Source organism: Mycobacterium gordonae (genome assembly GCF_017086405.1).
Taxonomy (GTDB): Bacteria; Actinomycetota; Actinomycetes; order Mycobacteriales; family Mycobacteriaceae; genus Mycobacterium; species Mycobacterium gordonae_D.
Window position 1 is genome coordinate 6,406,468 of sequence record NZ_CP070973.1, and the last position, 19,843, is coordinate 6,426,310.

Genomic DNA, 19,843 nt, shown 5'->3' on the forward strand with positions numbered 1-19,843 from the left:
TGCGCTTGAGGTCATCATCGCGTCCCGCGCGGGAAAAAGAGCGAGTATCGGAGAATTGTCTGACCAGATGATGAGCGTGCGGTTGCCGTTACGCTTTTCGGCTTTTCCGGGCGAGGAACGACTGCATGTGTCGCTGCGGTTCGCCTGTCAAGAACGCCCGGCCGAACTCCCCCACGCTGTCCTCGATCGCCTCGTGCACCGGCATTTCGAACCACTTGTTGAGTAGCCGCTTCTGCTGCCGGACCGCCGCCGGCCCGAATCCGCTGAGTCGCGTCGTGAGCTGCGCGAGGCGGGCATCAAGCTCTTCGGGCGCGACCACCTCGTGGACCAGTCCCCAGCTCAGGGCCGTGGCGGCATCGATCGTCTCGCCGGTGAGCAGCATCCAGGCTGAGTGCCCGGCCCCGATCAGCGCCGGCATCAGTGCCGCGTGGATCACCGACGGAATACCGACGGCCACCTCCGGCATGCCGAACCTGGCACCAGACTCGGCGACCCGCAGATCGCAGGACATCGCGACTTCCAGGCCACCGCCCAGGCACCAGCCGGCAAGACGGGCAATGACCGGCGCGGGACACTCGCGGATCGCCTCGCACAGGCCCGACAACAACCGGATGAACACTTCACCACTTGTTTGGTCGAGGGCGACCATCTCGTTGATGTCGGCCCCGCCGATGAAGGCCCGCTCACCCGAGCCGCGCAGCACGACGACGCGCAGATCGCGGTCTTGTCCGGCCGTACGCAACGCATTGGTGAGCTCTGAAATCGCGGGGCTGCCAATGATATTCAGCGGTTCTGAATTAATCAGCTGGATAGTTGACACGCCGCTGTTCGACGCGAGTCTGACATAACTACCCTCCGCTGTGTTCATCCGCGCTTCCCGACCGTGCTCGTGTCTTCGTCACTCAACGTCTCGCAGGAGCGCCCATCTGCCACGGCGGCCGGCAACGGCTCAGCAACCGCTGGCCTCCTCCAACTCGTCGAGGGCCTCTCCGGTGTAGACGGCCAACCGCTGCAGGTGCGGCAGCGTGTCGCGGCACCCGATGAACCCGAAATTCAGCGTGCTGGCGTAGCTCTGCAGGGTGATGTTGAGCGCCTGGCTGTGCGCGACCAGAGACACCGGGTAGGAAGCCTCCATGCGGCTGCCCCGCAGGTAGAGAATGTCCTGGGGGCCGGGCACATTGCTGACGGTCAGATTGAAGGCGTGCGGCAGCGGGGTCTTGACCCCGCTGAGCGCGCTGGCCAACTGCATGGTGAACGGCGCCATCAACGCGGCGGTGTAGGCCAGGATCGCATCGCGGTTCATCTTCGCCAGTTCGGCTTTGGCCATGCGGGTCGTCGCCGTGACCGCCGCCAACCGCTCCAGGGGGTTGGCGATGTTCGTGCCCAACGTTCCCAGGATGGCGGCGACCGCATTGCCGCCACCCTCGTCGTCCTTGGGGCGCACATTGACGGGCAGCATCGCGATCAGTGACTTCGCGGGCAATTCCCCGAGTTCGTCGAGGAATCGCCGCAGACTGCCGCCGCATATTGCCAGCGCTACGTCATTGACCGTCGAATCATTTGCTGAGCCAATCTTCTTCAGCCGATCCAGCTCGTACTGCTGGGTGGCGAAGCGGCGGTTGCGGCTGATGCGGGTGTTAAGGATGCTGTGCGGCGCCTGCACCGAGCCGATCAGGTTGCGGTACTCGTTGTCGCTGCGCAGCTGAGTGTTGATCAGCGCCTTGGTGAGATCGAGCGTGGACCGTCCGGCGCCCGCGACGGAACCGAGCACACTGCCCACCCCGCTGATCACGCCACCCAGGTTGCCCACCGCGCCACCGAGGCTGCTGAGCAGACTGCCCGCAACGCCGCCGCCGCCGCCATCCTCCGTCACCGCCGAAACCCGGCCGGGGGTGGGAATGTTGAAGAACAGCGGGTGCGTGGTGTCGTGCGGGTCGGTCGACAGGCTCCGGGCCAACATCTTCTGCCCGGTATAGCCGTCGATCAGCGCGTGGTGCATCTTCACGTAGATCGCGAAGCGTCCGCCCTCGAGGCCCTCGATGAAGTGCATCTCCCATGGCGGGCGGCGCAGGTCCAGGGCGTTACTGTGCAGGCGCGACACCAGGATTCCGAGCTCGCGCTCGTCGCCGGGGCTAGCCAGCGCCGAGCGCCGGACGTGGTAGTCCAGGTCGAACTTGTCGTCGTACACCCACGACTGGATCGGACTGAGCAGTAGGTCCGGGTGGCTGAGCTTCAGGTTCCACGGCTCGACGACGTCGTTGGCCTTGCTCTCGTCGACGAGTTGGCGCAGGAAGTCGCGCGGCGCGTCAGGCGGCGGAGTGAACGGCATCAGCCCGCCGACGTGCATCATCGTGCTGGACGTCTCGCCGTACAGGAACAGCATGTCTTGCGGACCCAGCCGCCGGGCGGTCTTGCTCACGGGCTACCTCCTTGGTCTGGCGATGTCACCGCGTGATGTGACCGTAGCCCAAAGTGTGCATGGCGGACCCGTCGAGTTCGGGGCCCGAGCCGCGGCGTCGACGACGCGATGCCGTCGACGCTCGAACTGTCCGGTGCGGGCGAGCCCGGGTCAGTCACCGATGTGTCGGGCAAGGAAGTCCAGTACGGCCCCGGCGAAGATGTCATTGCGGTCACCGGCAACCATGTGACCGGCACCGCGGACGTCGGCGAACTCCACCTGCGGAAAGCGCGCCAGGAACTCCTCGGCGCGTTCCTGGCTCACCAGGTCACTCATCTGGCCCCGAATCAGCAACATGGGCAAGCCGTTTCTCAGGATCGCCGCTACCGCGGCGTGCATGCGATCGGCATCGGTGACCTCGAACGGCGGAAAAGCTGCGGTGCCGCTGATGAATTTCGGGTCCCAGTGCCAGTACCAACGATCGCCGCGCCGGCGCAGATTGGTGGTCAGGCCGTCCAGGTCGGTGGGGCGGGGACGGTGTGGGTTGTACTCGGCGATCGCGTCAGCGACCTCCTCCAGCGAGCCGAAACCCGATTCGACCCGGTCCGACATGAAGGCGTGGATCCGGTTCGCCCCCGACTGCTCCATGTTCGGCACGATGTCGACGAGCACGACGGCGCTGGCCAGTTCCGGCGCGGTCTCCCCGGCCAGCAGCATCGAGGTGAACCCACCCAGCGAGGCGCCCACCAGCACCGGTTGCGGCGGCAGGCCGCGCAGCACTTCGACCACGTCGGCGGCGAAACTGGTGACCCGATAGTCGCCTTCGTTGGACCAGTCGGACTCGCCGTGACCGCGCAAGTCGACAGTGACGGCCTGATACCCGCGCCGGGCGACGGCGGCCGCCGCCCGCCCCCAGGATCGGCGGGTCTGGCCGCCGCCGTGCAGGAAGACCACCGGGCGCGCGGCCGGATCACCTTGCCGATCGGCGACGATGCGGACGCCGCCAACCCCCTCGGTGGCAAACGACTCGGGTTCGGTGATCATCAGTGGCGATCCTAGAGCCCGTCCGACTCCGACCGAGGGCGGCGCTACCGGGGTGTGGTCGCGGGATCAGCCGCGCGAACTGGGGAACAGCTTCGCCAGGCGCCGGCCGATACGGGTCAACGGGTTGCCCGAGGACCGCCGCGAATCGTTGATTCTGTTCAGCGTCTGCTCGCCCTCGATGGCATAGTCCTTGACGCTTTCATCGCCTTCTTCGGCGCGCATATGCGCTCTCCAATCTCTGTGGTGGCGTTTCATGGCTCGACCTCTCGCGCGCCTGTCATGACACGGTCAATGCCTGATCCGATGCCTACCCGCCGCGCGCGTCGTTCAAAACAACCGTGCCGCAGCACACGACTTCGCCGGCACGGGCGCCCCGGGCACCGACTGGGCTTCCCGCCGACGCTCAGCTACTCTCGGGCTCTCCTGGATCACTGTCCCGGCCAGGCTTCATGTGCGGCTCGCCCATTTTCAGGACCGCGTTGGCCAGTGGATAGTCACCGCCATCCGTGCGCGATTCGATGTAGCGACGGACTCTTTCGTTCGCGAACAAGGCCGCCCCGGCCTGATCCATGAACTGCCTGATTTCGTCAGTGTCCAGCAGGACCAGCTCGTCCTCGCCACGCCAGCCGAAGGCGATCTGCAATACCCGGGCAGAGACGCCGAATGCCTCGCCCACTGCGATCAGCTCTGCGAAATTCGGGAAGTCCGAGGCTTCCTTGCGCCGCGAGTAAGTGGCTTTTGCCAGGTCCAGGGCCGCGCCGATTTCGCCGTCCGGCACATCTCGGTTAAGCAACCACTCCAGTACCCGGCGCAGATCTCTCCCGGCCCGGTTTGTCCTTGGCACCTCACGAACGGTAGTGCCTACCCAGAAGTCAGTCAAAAGACTCACCGGGCGACCACGCGGGCAGTTTTCGGATATCTGTTCCATTTTTGGAACATTGTCTTGTATCATCTCTATCAGTGTTCGAATCGGCACCAAAGACCACTAGCGGAATAGCAACCAGACCACCCGGAGGGCACCATGAAGGATCGTTCCGGCCTCGGCCAGCCCCAGCCGTCAGCAGGGCGTAGCACCTGCAAGCGGCTGATGATTCTGGCGCTTACCCCAGTGGGAGCTGCGGTCCTGGCGGCCGGCAGCGCAAGCGCCGACCCCGTCGAAAGCGTCCGCAGCGACAGCGCCGACACGACCAGCTCGTCGTATCAACTGGGCTACCACAAGACCTCCAACGACCTCCAGATACTTGCCAGCCGGATGCGTGCGGAGGGATTCACCCTGGAAGACGTCGACATCTCCAGCCGCACCGCGGCCGTCTGCGCCAGCGAAGCCCGATCGGTCGAGGAGTCGCCTGAATTCGACGGTTCCGACTTCATGCGGGGCTGCGCCGACGGCATCGACAGCCTGGTTCAGGCGGGAATCGTGTCGTGACGCCGCGGGGTGTCAGCCGCCGGTGCGGTTGAACTTCATGTCGTAGGGGCCGCCTTTGCACGCACTTCCCGACTCGTCTTTGGTGCCGCTGCCGGTGAGCACCGTGATCGGATCCTGCTGCGGCTCCGGAAGCGGGAACGAGCCCTTGATCCTGACGTGCGACGTTCCGCCGGCCGGACAGGACGCGTCGTACTCGTCGTCGCGCGTCCACACGTTGTTGGCGAACAACAGCAGTTGGGTACCGCTGCTGCCGTTGCGGACGAATCGGCTCAGGCAACGATCCCCGGTGCGCAGACAGATGGTGTCGACGTTGTAGTCCGCTTCCTGCGGCTTGGGCGCATTGGCGCCGGTGTAGGTCGTCAACAGGTGGTAAGAGCCGTGCAACGCCTCGGCTGGAGAAATCTCGCGGGCGGACTCCTCAGCAGGATTGGGCAGGCTGTTGAGATCGGCGTCTCCGACCCGGGTGAAGGTCACCGAGCGTTTGCTATAGCAGTCCAGCGAATCGGTGATCCATTCGCCGACCATGGTGCCGTCGGCGTGCGGTTGCAGCCAGACGTAATTCCACTTCTCGATCGGCTTGTCGTTGCAGTTACCACCCTCGAGCGCCACCGCTATCCAGCGTCCTCGAACGTCGTCGAACACCAGTTTCGGGGTGTGGTTGTAGGGCCCGTCGGTACGCTGCGCGGTCGCGACGCATCCGCTGTTGTTGTCGCCGGTGCATGTCGACCGCAGTATCCAGGTCTCCTTGGCCGGTGGTTCGGAATTCGCCACCTCTTTGCCGGCCAGGGAGAGCTTCGGGCCGAAGTCGGCCGTGTACGTACCGGTGAACGGCCCACCGTTGCCCGGCACCGACGACGGCTCTCCGGTGCTCGAATGCTCGGCGGCCTGGTTGTCACCGCTCTTCCCACCGTTGCTCAGCACGATGCCGGCCACGACCGCGATGACCACCAGCAATACAGCCGCACCTGCGAGGATCAGCGGGGTGCGACGGTTCTTGCCCGTTTTGCCGGTCGGGGTCTCCGCCGACGACGGCGGCGCGGCTGCCGGCGCAGGCTCGCTGCTGACCCGGAACTGCGTCGGCTCCTCGTTGGGGTGCCGGGGCTGATTGGGATCCAGGTTGGGCCGGCGCTGGGTCGGGTCGGTGGGGGGCCGCTGCGGGCCGGGCTCCATGGGCGGCCGGTACAGTTTCGGCTCCGACGGCTGTCGGTACGGACCGGGCTCCGGAGGGGGGCGGCGCTGCGGCTCGGGCGGCGGCCGACGCTGCGCCGGGTCGACATACCCGGGACCGCGCCGTGGTGGCGGCTGTCTCGGCGGCGGCGGACCCGGCGGCGGCTGCTTGGGCGGCGGCGCCAGCTGAGTTCGCTGCTGCGCCGGTTCGGCCCGGCGCAACGGGATCGGCCGGGTCCCGGTGACAGCTTCCCGGGCGGCCGCGGCCATGTCGGTCACCGTCGGATAGCGCTGTTGCGGTGTCTTGGCCATCGCGGTGGCGACGACATTGTCGAGCTCTTCGGGTATGCCGCGCCGGATCGCCGACGGCCGCGGCGGCGGCAGGCTGAGGTGTCCGCCGATCTGCTGTTCAAGGCTGTTACCCGGGAACGGCTGGCTGCCGGTCAGGCATTCGTGCAGCACGCAGCCGAGGGCGTAGGTGTCGCCACTCGGATCGGTCTGACCGGTGGTCACGCGTTCCGGAGCCATGTAAGCCCAGGTGCCGATCACATTGCCGGTGCCGGTCATGTGCGAATCACCCGCCGCGCGAGCGATGCCGAAGTCGATCAGATAGGCGAAGTCGTCTTCGGTGACCAGAATGTTGGACGGCTTGACGTCTCGGTGCACTAGGCCGATCCGATGGGCGGCCCGCAGCGCCGAGGCGATCTGCTCGATGATGTTGACGGCGCGTTCGGGTTCCAGCGGGCCCTCGGCGATGACGGCCTGCAGGTCGCGGCCGACGACCAGTCGCATGTCCACATACAGGCGGCCTTCGATTTCGCCGAAGTGGTGGATGGGCACCACATGCGGGTCGTTGAGCCCGGCAGCAGCCAGCGCCTCGCGGCGAAATCGCTGCTCGAAGGTCGGGTCGTTGGCAAGGTTGGCGGGCAGCACTTTCACCGCGACGACACGCTGGGTCTCGGTGTCGTAGGCACGCCACACCTCGCCCATACCGCCGCGACCCAGCAACTCGATGAACTGGTAGCGGCCGAATGTCGTACCTTGCACTCCGCCCCCTCAGCGAAAGTCTCGGTGGATAGGCAGCAAAAACATTAATGCCGCACCGGCAAGGATGCACAGCCGTATTGCCAAGCTAAGCACGAAACCGGGAATCCCGGATAGCGCGGCGCAGCAGGACGGACGAAGCGCAGACTGAAACGTAGAGCCGGAAACTCCCGATGTAGGTCGAGGGGGTGCACACATGGCATTCGACACACCGTCACCGGTTACGGAACTGACGCAGGAAGTGCGACTTGCGACCACCATGACCGGTGGGGTCAGCCTGGCCGTCTGGATGGCCGGCGTCGCCCGCGAAATCAACCTGCTCGCGCAGGCGTCGCAGTGGCGCCGGGCGGGTGGCCCGTTCCCCGCCGAGGGCCGTCTCGGCAAGGAGTCGACGGCGGCGCTGCGGCTCTACGCGAGCCTGATCGAACTGCTCGACGTGATCGTCGACGTCGACATCCTGTCCGGGACGAGCGCCGGCGGAATCAACGCCGCGCTGCTGGCGTCGTCCCGGGTTTCGGGGGCGGACCTAGGCGGGTTGCGCGACCTTTGGCTCGACCTCGGCGCCCTGACAGACCTGTTACGCGACCCGCGCGACAAGTACACTCCGTCGCTGCTGTACGGCGACGAGCGGATGTTCGCCGCACTGGCCAAGCAAATCCCGAAGCTGGCGACGGGCCCATTTCCGCCGGCGGAGTTTCCCGGCGGCGCACGCATCCCGTCCACCACGCTGTATGTGACGACCACCTTGCTGACCGGCGAGGCCAGCCGTTTCACCGACTCGTTCGGCACCCTGGTGCAGGACGTCGACCGGCGCGGCCTGTTCACCTTCACCGAGACCGACCTGGCCAAGCCCGGCACCAATCGGGCCCTGGCACTGGCCGCGCGCAGCTCCGCCTCCTTCCCTATCGCGTTCGAACCGTCGTTTCTGCCGTTCAACCAGGCCACGCCGGCCCATGGGAAGGTGCCGGCACGGCCGCCGATGGCGCCGTTCGCCAACATCACCCGGCCACACTGGGCGGCCGACGGGGGTCTGCTCGACAACCGGCCGATCGACGTGCTGCTCAAGCGCATCTTCGACCGACCGGCCCGACGCCCGGTGCGACGGGTGCTGCTATTCGTCGTGCCCTCCGCCGGGCCGGCACCGGATCTGGTGGCCGCTCCCACGCCCGACGACGTCAACGCGCCGCTCGGACTTCTCGACGGACTCCTCAAGGACCTGGCCGCCATCACCACCCAGTCGATTGCGGCCGACCTGCGCGCGATCCGGGCCCACCAGGACCGGATGGAAGCCCGCACGGACACCAAGCTGCGGCTGGCCGAAATGGCCGCGACACTGCCGCATGGTGCGCGCTTAGTCACCCCCGCCCTGCTCGCCGACTATGCGACCCGGGAGGCAACCCGGCAGGCGCAGACGCTCACCGATACGCTGCTGCGGCAGTTGGGTACCTGGCCTCCCTCCCCTAGCGACCTCGCCGAGAGCATTCCGAAGAACTGGGAGCCGGAGCTGGCCGTCGGCGGCGATTCGGACCGGGCATGCCGGCACCGGATCACCGAATCGATCACCAGTCGCTGGGCTCTGCCGCCCGGTCAGACGCTGCCGCAGGTCCCTGCCGATCTGGCCCGGTACGGTCAACCCGCCTACGACCTTGCCAAGAGTTGCGCGCTGGCCGTCGTGCTCGCCGGGTACGAGCGGGCCCGGTCCGATGCCGATGTCGCGGCACTGGCCGAACTCACCCGCGGAATCCATGCGGCGTGGCCGCCGAAGGCGCCGGTTGACCTCGGTGCACTGGTGCGCGCGGTGTGCACCGATGCGACGGTCCGGAAAGGATCACTGGCCAGCGCGGCTGCCCTGATCGCCGTGGACTATCTGCAGCACATCACGGTGCCTGCCGCCGGCTGGAGCCAGCTCGGCCAAGTTCTGTTCGACAGCTTCGCAACCCTGACGCGGTTGGCGTCCAACGGTTCCGGAGCCGAGGACGCGGCGGGCCCGCTACGCACGTATCTGAACTATCTGGACAAGGCGGATAGTGCGGACACCACCGCACTAGCGCTGTTCGACTTGGCTGCGACGCAGCGCGCGATGCTTCCGGCTGAGGCGGACATCGAACAATCGGTGGAACTCGTGCAGGTGAGCGCCGATTCGCGCAGCCTGCTCGCACCGGACTGGCAGACCGCCCAGCAGAAGCTCACCGGAATGCAGTTCCACCATTTCGGCGCCTTTTACAAGCGGTCGTGGCGGGCCAATGACTGGATGTGGGGCCGGCTGGACGGCGCCGGATGGCTGGTTCATGCGCTGCTGGATCCGCGCCGGGTGCGCTGGATGGTGAACCAGCGCGCGCCATCACAGCGCGCCAGCGACTGGTTCCTCGACCGCCTCAAGGAGCTCGGCGCGCCGGAGTTTCCGAAGTCCGGCTACCGGCTGCCGGCCGGCGGTGAGGAATCGGAGCGGCTGACCGAGGACATGCTGCTCGCCGAACTGGCCTTCCTCGACGACTCGTCGGTAACGGTGCCGCCGAGTCTGCCGCGGACATCGTTGTGGTTGGCGCAAGCCTGGCAGCAACGAGTTCTCGACGAGGAACTGGACGAAGTGGCGGCCGCGGTGATCGGCACCGAAGGCGAACGGCCCGACTGGAGTCCGGCTACCTCCCGAACCTGGGCCAGGAAGGTGCGGTCCGTCGGGCCCGGTCCGGCGAAGTACGCGCTGCTGAACGAGAATGCGGTGGCGGGCGAGACCTTCGCCAGTGACAGGGGTTCGCCGCTGATGGCGCATACGGTGTCCAAGGCGGCCGCGACCGCCTCCGGGGCGGCCGGTTCGATCCGGCAACTCCCCGGCGTGGTCAAGCCGCCGCTGGCCACGTTGCGGACGCTGGCGCTCGGTGGATACCGGGTGGTGTCGCTGACGCGCGGCGTCGCCAAGTGGACGCTGATCGCCGGCGCAACACTGCTGGTGCTCGGCACGGCAGCCGCGATCGCGTCCGCCGGCACGTTCGGCGGGCTGGGGCTCGCCGCGGCCGGCGTCGGCGCCTACCTGGTTGTCCTGGGCACCTGGCAGTTCTCCGGTCGAGTGCTGTTCGCGCTGCTGTCGACGACGCTTGTCGGCGGGACACTTTCGCTGGCTACCCCGACGGTGCGCGGCCGGCTGTTCGGCGATGCGACCCACCCCGGGTGGGTAGGCGCTCACGCGTACTGGCTGGGCGCGCAGTGGTGGCATCCGCTGGCCGCCGTGGGCGCGATCGCGCTTGCCGTCACCCTGACGGCGGTCGCCAGACCCGGCCGACGGTGACAGCCTGCTGCACCCGATCGCACATGCGCTATTTCAGCGCGCTGACCCCGTTGTAGACCACCATCGCACCGATCAGCACCAGCACGGCGGCCAGCATCGCCGCATGGTTCTGCTGCATCCATTCCTTCAGGCGGTTCAGCGGCTCGTCCAGCCGGTCACCGGCACTGGCGTAACCCAGGATGGGGATGGCCACCGTCGACCCGGCCAGAGCGACGAACACCGCCGCGAACACCCACTTGCCCCCTACCCCCAGTCCACTGGTGCCGACAGCCAACCCACCCGCCAGACAGAGCAGCGACACCTCCGGTCGCAACACCGTCAGCACCACTGCCGTGATCCCCGCCCGGCGAGGGGTGATGGTGTCGAACGCCCGCATCCACCGAGGCGCCTCGCCATGACCGTGGCGGGTCACCCACCGATAGATGCCGAACAGGATCAGCGCCGAACCCAGCCCCACACGCAACCACGACGCCCAGGTCGGCGGTGATTTGTGCAATCCCGCGAACAGGCCCGATCCGGCGACGAAGATGCCGGTCAGCGCCGCCAGTCCCAGTGTCCAACCACCGAGAAACGCCAAGCTCGTCGGCCGTGGCCGCGGCGCGTGCAACACCAGCACCGCCGGGATGATCGTCAACGGAGAAACCGCGATGACCAGAGCCAGCGGAATGAGCGTGGCAAGCAGCGAGCCCCAATTTCCTGTCACGGGCAGCAATCTTCGCACTGAACGCGGGCGATCACCCGTCAAACGGGGTGCGCGCGTGTAATCGGGTCTTCCTTACGGACTTTGACCGGAGCCGAGCTCGGCGGGAGGGTGAGCAGATTGCCGCGCAGGCTGCCGCGTGCGGTGCGGACGGTGACCAGGATCCAGGTCAGCAGCAGGCCCGCGTAGGCGGCGGCGGCCGCCACCTTGAATGCCGGAAGATGGGTGTGCGCGGCCAACTGGGACGTGCCGGTTACGAAGGTGCCCACCGGAAACGTCAAGCTCCACCAGGTCAAGGCGAAGGGCATGCCGCGCCGCAGCGTGCGCACCGTCAACGAAGTCGCCAGCGCTATCCACAGCACCGCGAACCCCCACACCGGCACCCCGAAGATGACGGCGAAGTCGTTCAACGCCGCCGCAAGTCGAGGGTCGAGCGCACCCGCCGCCGCCGTCCCGAGAAGCCCGAGGGCGGTAATGGATTGGCCGAGCGGACCCAGCACGATCCACAGCGTCGGCACCCGCGCCGAACCGGATGTGCCGTAGAGCACCAACCGGCTCCAGATCATCGCGATGATGTTGAGTGAGGCGATCAGGGACAGGCCGAACATGGCGTAACAGCCGTACAGCATGGTCTCGCGTCCGGTGCCCGGCGGCATATGCGGCAGCAGCAGCGCTCCCGTCGCGGCCGACACCATCGGCGGCACCACCGGCATCAACCAGCCGCCGAACGCGGCGTCGGGCTCGACGCGCAGCTGGGTGAACATCAAGAACGGGATGCTGACGGCGGTGAACAACCCGCCGACCGTGCCCGCCGTCCACAGCACCCAGTCCAGATCGACCGCAAGGCGCCGGCCGATGAGGTCGCCGCCCACCAACACCCCGCCGGCCCCGAGGGTCGTCAGCGCCATCGGTGCGGCACCGTAGAAGTGGGCCATCTGCGGATTGCGGGCATGGGTGCGCGCCACCGTCGGGTAACGCAGCCAGTGGCCACCGACCAGCACGATCAGCGCCACCAGCAGCGCGGCCGCGAGCACCCAGACGCCGGTAGTGAATCCCCGCAGCCCGGGGACGTGCACGGGCAAGGTGGCACCGGCGATGGCGACGATGCCGGTGCCCATCACCGAGGCGAACCAGTTGGGTCCGATGTTGCCCAGGACCTCGACGCGGGTGTGCGGCTCGTCCGGTTCGGGCGGAGCGTCGCCGGGGCTGGGAGTGGCCATAGCTGAGCAAACTACTGCCGGTGCTCGCGAGCCGTCGCAGATCGGGAGAACATTTCGCGAAGACGGCACCGGGAATTACCGTCGCCTACACTCCCGGGGGTGCAGCCCTGGCGAAACTCCGCGCTTCGATGACGAAGCCGCTGATGATCACAGTCTCCGTGCTGGTGGTGATCGCCGCACTGGCCATGCCTGTGAAGCAGCGATGCGGGGCCCCGGGCCGTTCCTGCGCCACCGCGGTCGACGCCGGCGGCGACGTACACTATTACTACGAAGTGGAGCCGTTCGGCATATTCCTTATTGAAAGTGTTACCGGTTCGAATATCCCGTTGTATTACACGTCCGGCGAGGAAATCGAGAGGGTCCGCTGAATGGCAGGGCACGCACGCATAGCAGCACTGGTCGCTTCGGCGATGTTGATCGGCGGAGCCATCGCATCGGTCCCGGTAACGGATATCGCGCTGGTCACCGCCCACGAGAACATCTGTGGGGGCGGCTCCCTGTGCCCGGCGGATCCCGCTCCCGACAGCGGCGACCAAACCACTGCCGAACGCCGGATCATCGACGGCTATGTCTCCAAGCAGGCCGGTTGTACCCCCGACTCACCGGCCAACCCGCAGTCGGTCACCTGGGATCCGCCCGGGTTCACCCCCAATGCCGGGGGGTCGGGACACATCACCGACTCGAACCCCCAGCTCGGCGGACACTTCGTCGCCGACTACGTGAATGGCCGCTGGCACATCGACTACCAGTACTGCTGATTCAGCCGCGGCACTCTTGGGTCGCGAAGCGGACGGTCGTGGTCGACGGGGTGTCGAACTGGGCGTCGAGCGTGACGTCGGGCCGCACGGGTTGATTGTCGATGCCCAGCCGTGTGAGGTCGAGCAGGATCTGGATGGTGTCCGGCGCCACCCTGCGGGCGTTGGTGTCGCGGTCCGGACGCACCCGCGAGTCTTTCCCGTCGGCGGCAAGAGTGCTGGTGACGGCCAGGTCGTCGGTGTCGTGTTCGGGTCCGAGTTGAGCGAACTTCGTGCCGTTATTCGCCACGCTGTACGTCAGGACGTAACCGACGAATCTGGTGGACTGTGTCCCGATCGGCGACGGCGGCAGCGGCCTGGCGAAGTGGACGGTGAGTTGCAACACGCTGCTGCGGGGATGCTTCACCTCGACCCCGGAGACGGTGATGTTCTCGGGTGGTTTCGGACCGTCCCGCGTCTCGCAGGTCAACCGGTTCGGCAGACTGGCCCAATCGTCGCGCGTCGGGTCCGAGAAGACGACCCATCCGACGCCGGCCAGTACCACCACCAGCATGACCGACAGCGCGACGCGAAGCGGACCTGGCAGGGCGCCCCACCGGCCGCGCATCCTCGACGGCGACGCCGGCCGCTCGGGCCGCCGGTGCGTCGTCCAACTTTCACCGTCCCAGTAACGCTGCCCCCCGGAACCGTCGGGATCGACGTACCAGCCTGCCGGCGGTGCAGTCGGCACGGTCAAGCTCCATTCGATCGGCGGACATCAGGGGTGGGCAACGGTAGCGCCGCTAAGGCGGCGAATCCAACGATTCGGGCGGCCAGTCAAGCATCTGCACCTTGTCACCCTGCCACTGGAACCCGACGGTGGTCAGGGTGCCGTCGGTGCAGGTGGAACAGCTCTGCTGGGTCCGGTAGGTGAGGACCACGATGTCGTTAGTGGAAGCCGGGGCCTCCAGCTCGGTGAACGGGTAAGCCCGCGGGGTGGCGGTCCCGACGAAAGCGCCGCGATGGAACATCAAAGCCAGGTCAGGCGAACTGTTGGTGCCGTCCTGCACGGTGACCACAATCGCGGACAGGTCCGCGCACGCGTTGTAGTTGCCGGACGACGCTTTGCGATCCCACGGCTTGCCGGTCTTGCGGTCCGGTGGCACCTGACCAAGGGCCGCGGACAGCGCTGTGGCCTCGTCCGGCCCGCACGCGGTCGGCGGGGCGTTGCCGGTCGACGGCGCCGACGAGGCGCCGGGGTTCGAGGATGGCGCCGACGTGGCCTTGCGCGCGCCCCGGTCGTCGCCGCCGAACGCGAACACCGCCACGGCGGACAGGCACACCAGCGCCGCCAGCGCGGCGACCAGCCAAACGGCGCGTCGCGGCGTGGGCCGTTCAGCGCCGGGGCGGGTGGTATCCAGGTCGTCGGACGGGTCGTAGGCCGGGGGCGGCCAGTCCGGGTCGACCTGTTCAGCAACCATCCCTGAAAAGACCCTTCCGATCATATCGTCGGTCACCAGCACGCCACGCTCGCCGAACTCGGCGGATTGTAGCCCGAAACTGCTGGTAGCAACATTTTAGCGACGCGGGCGTGGACGGCGTGTCCAGGTGAATCTGCCCACATCAGCAACTTTTTGTTGGGGAGTTCGCAGCAAGCTACCGCATACTAGACGCCATGCGCCGAACGACTCCACCGCAAACCACCGGCCCGGTGCCGGCCGGTGAGCCGGTGTCTGGTCGGGGCCGCTAGTGGGGAGATCCGGCGGCGCACACCGCCTGCAGAAGAATCAACGTGCAACAAAACGGCCGTCGCAGCTGCGACGGCGGCTGTCGCGGGGCTTCATGACGTTGGTGTCTGCGGTCGCGCTGGGCATGACCGGCGCCGGCTACTACGTGGCGCACGGCGCGCTCGGCGGCATCACCATCTCGCAGGCCCTGACCGCCGAGGATCCCCGGTCCACCGGCAACACGATGAACATCCTGCTGATCGGTTTGGACTCGCGCAAAGACCAGGAGGGCAACGACCTGCCCTGGTCGATCCTCAAGCACCTGCACGCCGGCGATTCGGATCAGGGCGGCTACAACACCAACACCCTGATCGTCGTGCACGTCGGCGCGGACGGAAAGGTCGTCGCGTTTTCCATCCCGCGTGACGACTGGGTGCCGTTTAACGGCGTTCCCGGCTACAACCACATCAAGATCAAGGAGGCGTACGGGCTCACCAAGCAGTACGTCGCCAACCAGCTCGCCAACCAGGGCGTGAGCTCCCAGCACGAGCTCGAGACGCGGGGCCGCGAAGCCGGCCGCGCCGCCACGTTGCGCGCGGTACGCAGCCTCACCGGTGTTCCCATCGACTACTTCGCCGAGGTCAACCTGGCCGGCTTCTACGATCTGGCCCAGACGCTGGGCGGGGTCGAGGTGTGTTTGAACCACCCCGTCTACGACTCGTACTCCGGGGCAGACTTCCCGGCCGGTCGTCAACGGCTGGACGCCTCGCAGGCGCTGGCCTTCGTCCGTCAGCGGCACGGCCTGGACAACGGCGACCTGGACCGCACCCACCGCCAGCAGGCGTTCCTATCCTCGGTCATGCGTGAACTGCAGGACTCGGGCACCTTCACCAACTTCGACCGGCTCAACAGCCTGATGGCCGTCGCGCGCAAGGACGTCGTGCTGTCCGCCGGATGGGACGAAGCGCTGTTCCGCCGCATGGGTGAACTCGCGGGCGGCCCCGGTCAAAGTCAGGTCGAGTTCCGGACGCTGCCCGTGGTGCGTTACGACAACATCGACGGCCAGGACGTCAACATCATCGATCCGGCGGCGATCAAAGCCGAGATTGCGGCGGCGCTAGGGGCGGACTCGCCGACGTCAGCGCCGAGCACCACGAGCACCAAGCCAAACCCGTCGACCATCGTCGACGTCGTCAATGCCGGCAGCATCAGCGGCCTGGCGACGCAGGTGTCCAATGCGCTGAAGAAGCGCGGCTACACCGCCGGACAGGTCCGCGACCGGGAATCGGGCGACCCTTCGACGACCACGATTCAGTACGGCGTGGGCGCGGAAGCCGATGCGCGGAACATGGCGGACCTGCTCGGCGTCGACGCGCCCAGGCAACCAGATTCGTCGATCGCGCCCGGGCACATCCGGGTGACCGTGGACACCAACTTCTCCCTGCCGGCCGCCGACGAGATGTCGGATACCACCAGCTCGACGACTACCACCACGACGACCACCACCCCCAAGCCCACCAGCACCGGCTACTACTACAACGGCACCTTCACCAACTACCCGACGCCCGATCAGGGGAAGCCGATCGACGGCGGCGGGGTGCCCTGCGTGAACTGACTGCCGCCGAGCGCTCTCAGGCGTGCGTGCCGCCGTCGATGCGGATCTCGGTTCCGGTGATGAATCTGCCGTCCTCGGAGACCAGCATGGCGATAACGCCGGCAATCACCGACGGATCCGCCATACCGGCGCCGCTGGACTTCTCCGTGGTGGGCAGGATCGGCATCAACCGGCTGAACAGCGACCAGTTGGCGTCCTTCGGTATATAGCCGCCGGTGGCGTCGGTGATGCCGGACTTGATGCTGCCAGGGGCAACACAGACCGCGCGCAGTCCCGCGGCGGCGTATTCCAGCGCCAGCGAATGGGTGAACGCCTGAACGCCTCCCTTGCTGGCCGCGTAGGCCGCCATGTACGGGTGCGCGAAGTTCGCCGAGGTGGAGCTGAAGTTGACGATGGTGCTGCACGAATTGTCCAGCAGGGCCGGCAACGCTTCGCGGACCGTCAGGAACGTGCCGGTCAGGTTGACAGCGAGGATGCTGTTCCACAGTTCGAGGCTGGTCTGGTGGGTGTGTGCGGCGCGCAGGATGCCGGCGGCGTTGACCAGGGAGTCCAGTCCCCCGAGGTTGTCGACGGCGCCGCGCACCCCGGCGGTGACCGAACGCTCGTCACCGACGTCGATCACGCTGGTGGTGAATCGCTCGGCGGACTCCGCCGCCCGGTCCCGCGTGGCGACCAACCCGTCGACCGCGATGTCCGCGCCGACCACCACGGCACCCTCGTCGAGTAGGCGCAGGGCGGTGGCCTGGCCGATGCCCGACCCGGCGCCGGTCACGAGGATTCGCTGGCCGTCCAGTCGCTTCATGCCGGAAGCGTAACGCGGCCTGGATGCCTCAGTTCACCGTCGCCGAGAAGGAATCGACGCCCAGGCCGACGCCGCCGTTCCACGGCTCGAAGCCGGCCTGAATGCTCGTCAGGTACCACGAGTCGGTGATCGGCTCCATCGTCGCGGTGTGGTCGACGAAGTCCATCACGTCGAAGCTCCACACCTCGATCGGCTGGGTGGCGACGTAGGACATCACGTTGTTCTGCCCGTTGCTGCCGTCCCAGACCACAAAGCTCTTGCCGTTGATCGTGGTGCTGCCGATCGGCGATCCCACCGGCTGGATGGGGCCCTGGTGGTTGAACCAGATCATGATCTCCTGATCGTTGACCCCGGTGGTGGTGTAGGTGGAGTCCAGCCAGATGTCGTAGGAGGCGTTCCAGACGCCCGTGGTCGGGTAGTTGTAGTCGATGCTGGTCATCGCGGTGTTGATCTGCCCCAGCTGGATGGGCAGGTTGGTGCCCGTCGACGAGGTGCCGTAGTGAACCCCCTCGAAAATCGAGGGGTATCCCAGCGGGGCGCCGTTGGTGGGCGCCGAACCGTTCATTTGAGTGATGGAGAATCCGGTCGGGGTGACGTTGATGGTCTGGCCCGCGGGGTTGTTCCACGCATTGTTCTGCACCACGTAGCCGCCGTTGACCGTCGTCGTCCCGTACTGGGTCGAGATGACGGTTCCGCCGGTCGGCGGCGTCGTCGGCGGCGTCGTGGGGGGTGTCGTCGGAGTCGTCGGAGGTGTGACGGTGACCGGGGTGCCGTTGATCAACGGATTGGTCGGCGGCGAGTAGGTGCCGGTGTGGGCGGCCTGGAAGCCGACGTCGACGGAGGTCCCGGGCGCGATGGTCGCGTTGTAGCTCGCCGGGGTCACGCTGTACTGCGGGGCTGCCGTCGAGACCAGTTGGCCACCCCACGCGCTGGTTACCGACGAACCGGTGGGCATATTGAATTGCAGCTGCCAATTGGTTATCGGAGTCGCGCCGGAATTGGTGATCGTGTACTTCCCGATGTAACCGCCGTCCCATTGCGAGGCCGTCGTGTAGGTCGCGGACAACCCGCTCGGTGTGGTCGGCGTGGTGGGCGTCGTCGGCGTGGTGGGCGTCGTCGGCGTGGTGGGTGTGGTGGGCGTCGTTGGATTGGTCGGCGTCGTGGGTGTCGTGGGTGTGGTGGGCGTGGACGGGGTCGACGGGGTGGTGGGCGCCGGTCGGCCCGTCAACAGACTGATCACGCCCTGCAACTGCTGTTCGACCCCGCGCAACGAGGTCGCAATGGCGGTCTCGGTGCCGGCGTACCACTGCGCACCTGCGCTGAGCGCCTGCACGATCCGGGCATTCACGGCCGCTGTCACCTGGGCGCTGATGTTTTGGTACTGCCTGGCCTGCAGGTTGAGCAGCCGGTTGATCGCGACCGATATCTCGTCGATGCCGAGCGCCGCCAGGCCGGTCGTCGGAGCCGCGGCCGCGGCATTGGCAGCGCTGAGCGTCGAGCTGATGCCGGCGACATCCGCCGCGGTAGACACCAACAGTTCTGGGTCGACTATCACATAAGACATGTTTAATTCCTTGGATCAGCCGGCGGGTTTGCCAATAACGGTCATATATCGAACGGATAACGAACGCATCGGCCAGAACCTAACACGCGCTGGTCCAGGAGGTAGACGGAAACCCGTTATTTGAACACGCGACCCCGCTATGTCAAAGGAGTTCACAAATTATCGGCAATGCGCAACGCGCGTACCAAAATGGGTGCAGCAATGCACTTGGTACAACGCCATAAACATTCGGCGCGGTGCGGGCTCGACAGCGGGGACGGCGGCGCTACACCACACCGCGCAGCGCGTCGGCGCCGAACATCTGCTCCATCATCGACGAGTAGTCCGGGCCGCGCCGCAGCATGTGGCCGCCGTCGACGTTGATGCACTGGCCGGTGATGAAACTCGCCGCGTCGCTGAGCAGGAACATGGCCAGATTCGCGACGTCTTCGACCTCGCCCACCCGGGGCAGCGGCGTGCAGCGCGCGTAGTCCCCGCTGATCTCCGGCGACTGGATGACGCTGGCATCCACCAGGTCGGTGCGGATCAGCCCGGGACGGATGCTGTTGGCCCGCACCCAGGACGCCCCGAGCTCATCGGCGGCCAGCTGCATCATGTGGTCGATCGCCGACTTGGTGACCCCGTACGGTCCGAACCAACGGTGGGTATTGCTGGCGGCGATCGACGAGATCGCAACGAAGGACCCGCCGCCGCCACGCACCATTTCCCGCGCGGCGTGCTTGAGCACGTACATGGTGCCGTTGACGTTCAGGTCGACGGTGCGCCGCCATGCCTCCGAGTCGGTGTGGGTGATCGGCCCGACCGTCAGGGAGCCACCGGCACTGTGCACGACCCCGTGCAGCCGCCCGTGCCAGGCCGTTGCGGCGTCCACCACGCGGGCGACCTCGTCTTCGTCGGTCACGTCGGCCGGTTCGTAGCGAACGGAACCGGACAGTTGCAGACCTTCGATCTCGGCGATCGCCGCAGCCAGCCGGTCGGCGTTGCGGCCCACGATCATCACGGACGCCCCGCCGTCGACCAGCCCGCTTGCCACGGCCTTGCCGATACCGCTGCCGCCCCCGGTGACCAGGTACGTCCGGTCCTGAAATGAAAGCTGCACTGCCGGCCCTTCCGCTGAAA

The 19,843-nt window shown here is 67.0% G+C and carries 18 protein-coding genes and 1 pseudogene; 5 read left to right on the forward strand and 14 right to left on the reverse strand.

Going from position 1 to position 19,843, the window contains the following annotated elements; all coding sequences use genetic code 11:
* Window positions 1-88: 88 nt before the first annotated feature.
* The 5 genes from JX552_RS27555 to JX552_RS27575 all read right to left on the reverse strand — a co-directional run bounded on the left by JX552_RS27555 (window position 89) and on the right by JX552_RS27575 (window position 4,370).
* Window positions 89-868 carry an enoyl-CoA hydratase gene (locus tag JX552_RS27555; protein ID WP_205874927.1) on the reverse strand — a complete coding sequence of 260 codons (780 nt, stop codon included), beginning with the start codon at window positions 866-868 and terminating at the stop codon, window positions 89-91.
* Window positions 869-949: 81 nt separating this feature from the next.
* Window positions 950-2,419 carry a WS/DGAT/MGAT family O-acyltransferase gene (locus tag JX552_RS27560; RefSeq protein WP_205874928.1) on the reverse strand — a complete coding sequence of 490 codons (1,470 nt, stop codon included), beginning with the start codon at window positions 2,417-2,419 and terminating at the stop codon, window positions 950-952.
* Between the two features lie 150 nt (window positions 2,420-2,569).
* Window positions 2,570-3,442: an alpha/beta fold hydrolase gene (locus JX552_RS27565; RefSeq protein WP_205874929.1), complete on the reverse strand. Its 873-nt coding sequence runs from the start codon at window positions 3,440-3,442 to the stop codon at window positions 2,570-2,572.
* Between the two features lie 66 nt (window positions 3,443-3,508).
* Window positions 3,509-3,664, reverse strand: a complete 156-nt coding sequence (locus JX552_RS27570; RefSeq protein WP_205874930.1) for a hypothetical protein — start codon at window positions 3,662-3,664, stop codon at window positions 3,509-3,511.
* Window positions 3,665-3,845: 181 nt separating this feature from the next.
* Window positions 3,846-4,370 carry a hypothetical protein gene (locus JX552_RS27575; protein WP_241010749.1) on the reverse strand — a complete coding sequence of 175 codons (525 nt, stop codon included), beginning with the start codon at window positions 4,368-4,370 and terminating at the stop codon, window positions 3,846-3,848.
* Window positions 4,371-4,463: 93 nt separating this feature from the next.
* On the opposite strand from JX552_RS27575, the gene JX552_RS27580 reads away from it, so the two are divergent.
* Complete coding sequence (locus JX552_RS27580) at window positions 4,464-4,868, forward strand: hypothetical protein (RefSeq protein WP_205874931.1); 405 nt, start codon at window positions 4,464-4,466, stop codon at window positions 4,866-4,868.
* Between the two features lie 12 nt (window positions 4,869-4,880).
* Here the strand turns inward: JX552_RS27580 and JX552_RS33530 are convergent, their stop codons facing one another.
* Window positions 4,881-7,082: a serine/threonine-protein kinase gene (locus JX552_RS33530; RefSeq protein WP_205874932.1), complete on the reverse strand. Its 2,202-nt coding sequence runs from the start codon at window positions 7,080-7,082 to the stop codon at window positions 4,881-4,883.
* 193 nt (window positions 7,083-7,275) lie between these two features.
* On the opposite strand from JX552_RS33530, the gene JX552_RS27590 reads away from it, so the two are divergent.
* Window positions 7,276-10,362 carry a patatin-like protein gene (locus tag JX552_RS27590; RefSeq protein ID WP_205874933.1) on the forward strand — a complete coding sequence of 1,029 codons (3,087 nt, stop codon included), beginning with the start codon at window positions 7,276-7,278 and terminating at the stop codon, window positions 10,360-10,362.
* Between the two features lie 28 nt (window positions 10,363-10,390).
* Here the strand turns inward: JX552_RS27590 and JX552_RS27595 are convergent, their stop codons facing one another.
* On the reverse strand, window positions 10,391-11,065 hold the full coding sequence (locus JX552_RS27595; RefSeq protein ID WP_205874934.1) for a GAP family protein: 675 nt from the start codon (window positions 11,063-11,065) through the stop codon (window positions 10,391-10,393).
* A gap of 38 nt (window positions 11,066-11,103) precedes the next feature.
* Window positions 11,104-12,282: a TDT family transporter gene (locus tag JX552_RS27600; protein ID WP_205874935.1), complete on the reverse strand. Its 1,179-nt coding sequence runs from the start codon at window positions 12,280-12,282 to the stop codon at window positions 11,104-11,106.
* A gap of 128 nt (window positions 12,283-12,410) precedes the next feature.
* Here JX552_RS27600 and JX552_RS27605 point away from each other — a divergent pair, with 128 nt between their 5' ends.
* The gene (locus JX552_RS27605; RefSeq protein ID WP_205874936.1) at window positions 12,411-12,650 is read left to right on the forward strand and encodes a hypothetical protein; all 240 of its coding nucleotides are present in this window, start codon (window positions 12,411-12,413) and stop codon (window positions 12,648-12,650) included.
* A complete protein-coding gene (locus JX552_RS27610) occupies window positions 12,651-13,040 on the forward strand; it encodes an integrase (RefSeq protein WP_205874937.1) in 390 nt (129 codons plus the stop codon).
* Between the two features lies 1 nt (window position 13,041).
* Here JX552_RS27610 and JX552_RS27615 read toward each other — a convergent pair whose 3' ends face one another.
* A complete protein-coding gene (locus JX552_RS27615; protein WP_205874938.1) occupies window positions 13,042-13,767 on the reverse strand; it encodes a DUF2510 domain-containing protein in 726 nt (241 codons plus the stop codon).
* A 52-nt stretch (window positions 13,768-13,819) separates the two neighbouring features.
* Entirely contained in the window at window positions 13,820-14,497 is a 678-nt protein-coding gene (locus JX552_RS27620; RefSeq protein ID WP_205874939.1) for an LppP/LprE family lipoprotein, read from the reverse strand.
* A 361-nt stretch (window positions 14,498-14,858) separates the two neighbouring features.
* Here JX552_RS27620 and JX552_RS27625 point away from each other — a divergent pair, with 361 nt between their 5' ends.
* On the forward strand, window positions 14,859-16,358 hold the full coding sequence (locus tag JX552_RS27625) for an LCP family protein (RefSeq protein WP_205874940.1): 1,500 nt from the start codon (window positions 14,859-14,861) through the stop codon (window positions 16,356-16,358).
* A 16-nt stretch (window positions 16,359-16,374) separates the two neighbouring features.
* Here JX552_RS27625 and JX552_RS27630 read toward each other — a convergent pair whose 3' ends face one another.
* The 4 genes and pseudogenes from JX552_RS27630 to JX552_RS27640 all read right to left on the reverse strand — a co-directional run bounded on the left by JX552_RS27630 (window position 16,375) and on the right by JX552_RS27640 (window position 19,823).
* Window positions 16,375-17,160 carry an SDR family NAD(P)-dependent oxidoreductase gene (locus JX552_RS27630; RefSeq protein ID WP_205874941.1) on the reverse strand — a complete coding sequence of 262 codons (786 nt, stop codon included), beginning with the start codon at window positions 17,158-17,160 and terminating at the stop codon, window positions 16,375-16,377.
* A gap of 28 nt (window positions 17,161-17,188) precedes the next feature.
* A complete protein-coding gene (locus JX552_RS32850) occupies window positions 17,189-17,803 on the reverse strand; it encodes a GH12 family glycosyl hydrolase domain-containing protein (protein ID WP_241011222.1) in 615 nt (204 codons plus the stop codon).
* A gap of 135 nt (window positions 17,804-17,938) precedes the next feature.
* A pseudogene (locus tag JX552_RS32855) lies at window positions 17,939-18,724 on the reverse strand (cellulose binding domain-containing protein); the annotation flags it as partial.
* A gap of 265 nt (window positions 18,725-18,989) precedes the next feature.
* Window positions 18,990-19,823, reverse strand: coding sequence for an SDR family oxidoreductase (locus JX552_RS27640; protein ID WP_205874943.1), 834 nt, complete (start codon window positions 19,821-19,823; stop codon window positions 18,990-18,992).
* Window positions 19,824-19,843: the final 20 nt, after the last annotated feature.